The organism is Magnetospirillum sp. WYHS-4 (genome assembly GCA_039908345.1).
GTDB lineage: Bacteria > Pseudomonadota > Alphaproteobacteria > Rhodospirillales > GLO-3 > JAMOBD01.
The window spans coordinates 1-5093 of sequence record JAMOBD010000123.1 but is presented as its reverse complement, the minus strand read 5'-3'; the positions used below and the strand labels follow the sequence as shown (position 1 = coordinate 5093).

At 66.0% G+C, this 5093-nt stretch carries 6 protein-coding genes and 1 pseudogene; 4 read left to right on the top strand and 3 right to left on the bottom strand.

Annotated elements, in window-relative coordinates; genetic code table 11:
* A pseudogene (locus tag H7841_18120) lies at positions 1 to 221 on the bottom strand (IS4 family transposase).
* A 559-nt stretch (positions 222 to 780) separates the two neighbouring features.
* On the opposite strand from H7841_18120, the gene H7841_18115 reads away from it, so the two are divergent.
* The 3 genes from H7841_18115 to H7841_18105 all read left to right on the top strand — a co-directional run bounded on the left by H7841_18115 (position 781) and on the right by H7841_18105 (position 2970).
* Complete coding sequence (locus tag H7841_18115; protein MEO5338774.1) at positions 781 to 1461, top strand: hypothetical protein; 681 nt, start codon at positions 781 to 783, stop codon at positions 1459 to 1461.
* A gap of 80 nt (positions 1462 to 1541) precedes the next feature.
* Positions 1542 to 2606 carry a fructose-bisphosphate aldolase class II gene (gene fba / locus H7841_18110; protein ID MEO5338773.1) on the top strand — a complete coding sequence of 355 codons (1065 nt, stop codon included), beginning with the start codon at positions 1542 to 1544 and terminating at the stop codon, positions 2604 to 2606.
* 67 nt (positions 2607 to 2673) lie between these two features.
* A complete protein-coding gene (locus H7841_18105) occupies positions 2674 to 2970 on the top strand; it encodes a hemerythrin domain-containing protein (GenBank protein MEO5338772.1) in 297 nt (98 codons plus the stop codon).
* Between the two features lie 88 nt (positions 2971 to 3058).
* On the opposite strand, the gene H7841_18100 is transcribed toward H7841_18105, so the two are convergent.
* Entirely contained in the window at positions 3059 to 3997 is a 939-nt protein-coding gene (locus H7841_18100) for a metallophosphoesterase (GenBank protein ID MEO5338771.1), read from the bottom strand.
* A gap of 79 nt (positions 3998 to 4076) precedes the next feature.
* Between H7841_18100 and H7841_18095 the strand changes: the two genes are divergently transcribed.
* A complete protein-coding gene (locus H7841_18095) occupies positions 4077 to 4493 on the top strand; it encodes an acyl-CoA thioesterase (protein ID MEO5338770.1) in 417 nt (138 codons plus the stop codon).
* Between the two features lie 284 nt (positions 4494 to 4777).
* Here the strand turns inward: H7841_18095 and H7841_18090 are convergent.
* A partial coding sequence (locus tag H7841_18090) for a hypothetical protein (protein MEO5338769.1) occupies positions 4778 to 5093 on the bottom strand: 316 nt, incomplete at its 5' end.

Genomic DNA, 5093 nt, shown 5'->3' with positions numbered 1-5093 from the left:
GATCTGGCTGTCTTCCAGCCCGCCCCCCTGGTCTTGAAGTCGGAGAACATGGCCTCGATGCCCCAGTGCAGGCCGTAATCGAAGGCCCGATGCACGGTCCGGGGTTCGGAAAGGGCGATGATCAAGGGCTCGGGATGGCCCGCCTCGTGAACCATGGCGCCGTTGGTGACGACCCGCTTGGCCGTGAGTGCGATGGCGCTGAGCATGTGCTCGCCCCGGGCTCCCGCTTCGTCCGCAACGTGGTGCTGCTGCGGGGCGGCACGCTGGCCCAAGTATGCCGGGCGTCTGCACCGGCTCCATCCGGGCAAGCGCGAGGTCGTCATTCACGACTACGTGGACGAGGCGGTCGACGGAAAAGGGGCTCCCGTCGACCCGGGGGAGTTCAGAATCTGAGTTCCTGCCATTCCACGGTGACCGCCTTGAACCCGTCGCGTTCGCCGTTGCGGCCGTTCCAGATGGCGAAGGCAACCGGGTATCCTGTTCCGCGAACTGGCCTGAGGAAGGACTTCTTCATGCCCAACACCTTGCCCGCCATAGGCCCGGCGCAATACGCGGCCTGGCGGGAGAGGTGATCTTCGCATAAGGTGAAGAGGGCGCCGCCACCCGAGTAAAGGGCCAAGCGGCAGGGCCTCGAACTGGCACATCCCCTGCAACGACGGTCGCGGGACACTGGCTTGGAACGTGCCTGGATGGCGGAAATCCAGGGGCACGCGATTTCCTGCGCGGCAAATCCTGCCGGGTGGGTAGGCAACAAGGGACAGCAGGGGAAAGGAATTCCACATGACCCACATCAGCGCCGTCGACTCGCAACGGGCCGAATGGCTCCGCAATTCCCAGGGCTCGGCCGCCGGCCAGGCCTTCCGCATGACCCTGGACGGCAGCGGCATCCGCAGCGGCGGCGCCGAAGGTCCCCAGGGCCTGTCGGGCCTGGGCCGCAGCCCGGTCGCCGACCCGGCCGTCCTGGCGGAAAGCGATGCCGAAGCGACCGAGGCCTCGGGCCTCGGCAACCTGCTCGACAAGGCCGCGGACACCATCGGAAGCGCCTTCGGCTACCTCAGGGAAATCGGGGTCACCGTCACCGAGACCATCGTGCTCAAGTGGAATTCGGCCGGTGCCTACGAGGTCTACGCCAACCGCTCCTGTTCCGTCTCGGCCTGCTACGCCGGCCAGGAAGATGCCTCCCTGCAGCCGCACCCCGAAGGCGACCTGCTGGAAGGCATCCTCAACGGCGGCCTGCCCGGATTCGAGGACTTGACCCGGCAGATACAGGAATTCTTTGCCGAGGCCGACGCCATGGTCGACCAGTTCATCTCCGAGGCCAACCAGATGCGCGAGGATTCCGGCCAGTCTCCCCTGCCCTTCGAAACGGCGTGGGACTACTGGAAGAGCCTGCCCAACGGCCTGGAAATTCCCCTCGACCAGTTGGCCGGCGACGGCGACAAACAGGAGAAGGCCGCGTGACGATTTGGTGACCGGCCCCAAACGGGTGTAGACTCCCTCCCGAGGTTTCGCACGCCTCGTCAACCCTCGGGAGGAAGAACATGGCTTTGGTTTCCATGCGGCAGTTGCTTGACCACGCGGCCGAGCACGACTACGGCGTCCCCGCCTTCAACATCAACAACATGGAGCAGATGCTGGCGATCATGGCGGCGGCCGACAAGATGGACGCCCCCGTCATCATGCAGGCCAGCCGCGGCGCCCGCAAATACGCCAACGACACCGTCCTGGCCCATCTCATCAAGGCGGCCATCGAGATCTATCCCCACATTCCCGTCTGCATGCACCAGGACCACGGCAACGAGCCGGCCACCTGCATGTCGGCCATCACCTTCGGCTTTTCCTCGGTGATGATGGACGGCTCGCTGATGGCCGACGGCAAGTCCCCATCGTCCTACGACTACAACGTCGATGTCACCCGCAAGGTCACCGAGACCGCCCACATGGTCGGCGTGTCGGTGGAAGGCGAACTGGGGTGCCTGGGCAGTCTGGAAACCGGCCAAGGCGACAAGGAGGACGGCCACGGCTTCGAGGGCAAGCTGGACCATTCCGCCCTGCTCACCGATCCCGACCAGGCGGCCGACTTCGTCGCCAAGACCAAGGTCGACGCCCTGGCGATCGCCATCGGCACCTCGCACGGCGCCTACAAATTCACCCGCAAGCCGACCGGCGACATCCTGGCCATCGAGCGGGTCAAGGAAATCCACGCCCGCCTTCCCAACGTGCATCTCGTGATGCATGGTTCGTCCTCGGTGCCGCAGGACCTTCAGGACGTCATCAACCAGTACGGCGGCAAGATGAACCAGACCTACGGCGTGCCGCTGTCGGAGATCGTCACCGCCATCAAGCACGGCGTGCGCAAGGTCAACATCGACACCGACAACCGCATGGCGATGACCGGGCAGATCCGCAAGGTCTTCGCCGAGAAGCCGGGCGAGTTCGACCCCCGCACCTACCTGAAGCCGGCCATGGCGGCCATGCAGAAGCTGTGCGAGGAACGCTACGAGGCCTTCGGCACCGCCGGCCAGGCCTCCAGGATCAAGGTCGTGCCGCTGGCCGCCATGGCCAAGCGCTACACGGCCGGGGAGCTGGACCCGAAGATCAAGTAGCGCTACCCTTCGAGGAAGGCCGAGGGAGCGGTCGGGCGCCGCTCCCTCTCGATCCCCGGAGGCGGCGATGGGTGAGGAATGTTATTCCTGGCGGGACGAATACCGGACCGGCAACGGCGCCATCGATGCTCAGCATCGGGAACTCCTGAAGCTGGCCAATCTGTTGATCGACGCGGCCGACAAGGGACGCAGCCGCGCCGTGCTCCGGGAAGCCTTCAAGGCCCTCTTCCGCTACACCGAGAAGCACTTCGAGGAGGAGGAGGCCTTCTGGCAATCCTCCGGCCTGCCGACGCTCGCCGAAGAACGAACTGGAACATCTCTGGACCGACGAGACCCTCGACTTCGTCCAGACCACCGGCGATGAACTGACGGACTGGGTCGACAGCCGCCTGATCGCCCACATGACCCGCGTCGACCGCCAGGCGGTCGATGACGTCGGACAACGCTGAATCTCATCCACGCCGCAGGGTGAACAGGGTCACCTCGCCCGGCGAGAAGAAGCGGACGGGAACGCCCGAGGTGCCGGCTCCCGTGCTGGTGTAGCCAAGCATCTCTCCCACCCGCCACAGGCCCGCCACATGGGCGCGCGGCAAACCCAGTGTGAGGATGGCGCGGCCACCCGGCAGGGCGATCTGGCCGCCATGAGTGTGGCCGCAGAGATAGAGGGCATAGCCGTGGCGGGCGGCGGCCTCGGCCATCTCGGGCGAGTGGATGAGGGCGACGGAGAATCCCCCGTCCTGCCGCCCCTCCGCCAGCGCCGCGTCGGCCACGGGGGTGTGGAAGGAAAAGACGTCGTCCAAGCCGGTGAAGCGCAGCGTCTCGCCCCCGCGCGCCAAGGCGACCGTCTCGTTGATCAGCACGCGAATGCCCAGGTCGGCCAGCACCTCGGGAATCGCATGGTCGTCATGATTGCCCAATGTTGCCAGAATGCCGTCCTTGACCGTACAGGCGGCGGCCACATGGGCGAGCGGCTCCTTCAAGTGCGAGGTGGCGCCGGCATGATGAGCCCGATAGTCGCCGGTCCAGACCGCCAGGTCCGCCTCCAGGCCCTTGAGCGCGGCGACGATGTTCCGCTCGTGGCCGGGAATGGCGTCCAGGTGCATGTCGCTGACCTGGAGGATGCGATAGCCATCGAAGGTCGGCGGCAGGTCATGGAATTCCAAGTCGATCTCGACCCGCTGCAGTCGGCGGGCGTTGGCGAGTCCTCGGTTATACAGACCCACCGTCTTGAGACCGGCTTTGAGGACCGGCATCCACCAGAAATGGCCGATGCGGCCCTGCGGGCCCTTGGGGGAAATCCGGTGGCCAGCCTGTTCGATGGCGATGCGGGCGACGCGCCAGCGGGCCCGGTGCTCGGGACAGGAGGCCGGCGCGGCGAAAGAAGGCGGCAAGGGCATGGCCTCTATGTGCTCTGTCCGCGCGGTCTCTTCAAGTCTGGTCGATGGGCCGGTCGATGGGTTAGGATGGGGCATGATCCCGCATTCAGACCGCCCGCGCGGCGAACTTTCCACCCGCCAACTCGCCATGCCGCGCGACACCAATCCGCGCGGAGACATCTTCGGCGGCTGGCTGCTGGCCCAAATGGATGTCTCGGGCAGCTTGGTCGCCGTACGCCGCGCCGCTGGCCGCGTAGTCACCGTGGGCGTGGAAGCCATGGCCTTCCACCGTCCGGTCAACGTGGGCGACGTGCTGTCCTGCTACGCCGAGATCATCAAGGTCGGTCGGACATCGATCACGGTGCGGGTGGAGGCCTGGGCGGAAAAGCAGGAAGGGACCTTCGAGGCGGTCAAGGTCACCGAGGGGAATTTCACCTACGTCGCCATCGACGCCCAAGGCAACAAGCGCCACATTCCCCAGGAAGGAAGCGGTCCCTATCATCCGCTGTAGGCGGAACGGCCCGCCGGCCGATTCCATCCGGTCACCTGCCGTCCGACCAGGCGAATCGGGTGAAGGCGGAGAAATCTGGGGACGAAATCTGGCGACACAATTGTTTCAATCCGCGCCCCCGCGTGGGGGGCGACATCAACGGCGTGGCATCTCGGCTTTGGGACAGGGACGGCGGCCCAGGCCTCGGTATCGCGTTTGGTCGCGAACGTCTGGCAGGTGACGGGGTATCCGTTCCCCCGGATCGATTGAAGAAGCGCCGCCCGCTTCGGGCGGCGCTTCCGCCGCTACCGGCGCAGTCCAGGGTTCATCCTTTCGGCGGCCCACTCCCTGATCTGCCCGACGGACATCCCTGCAAGGTTGGGATTCGCCTTCATCACCGTCTCGCCCAGGATGTCCTTCCCCGGCGTCTTGTCGTCGGCCCGCAGGAGTCTGTTGGCGCCGCCGGCCCCGAAGTGGTAGGCGAGGTACTGGTTGCCGGCCGTCGGCGGCCAGCCGTTGCGCTTCAGGGCGGCCGCGTTCTCGCGGATGTAGTGTCCGGCCATCTCGCGGGCGAGGGTAGGATCGTACTTCAGGGCGTTGATCTGGTCTTCAGTCTTTCCC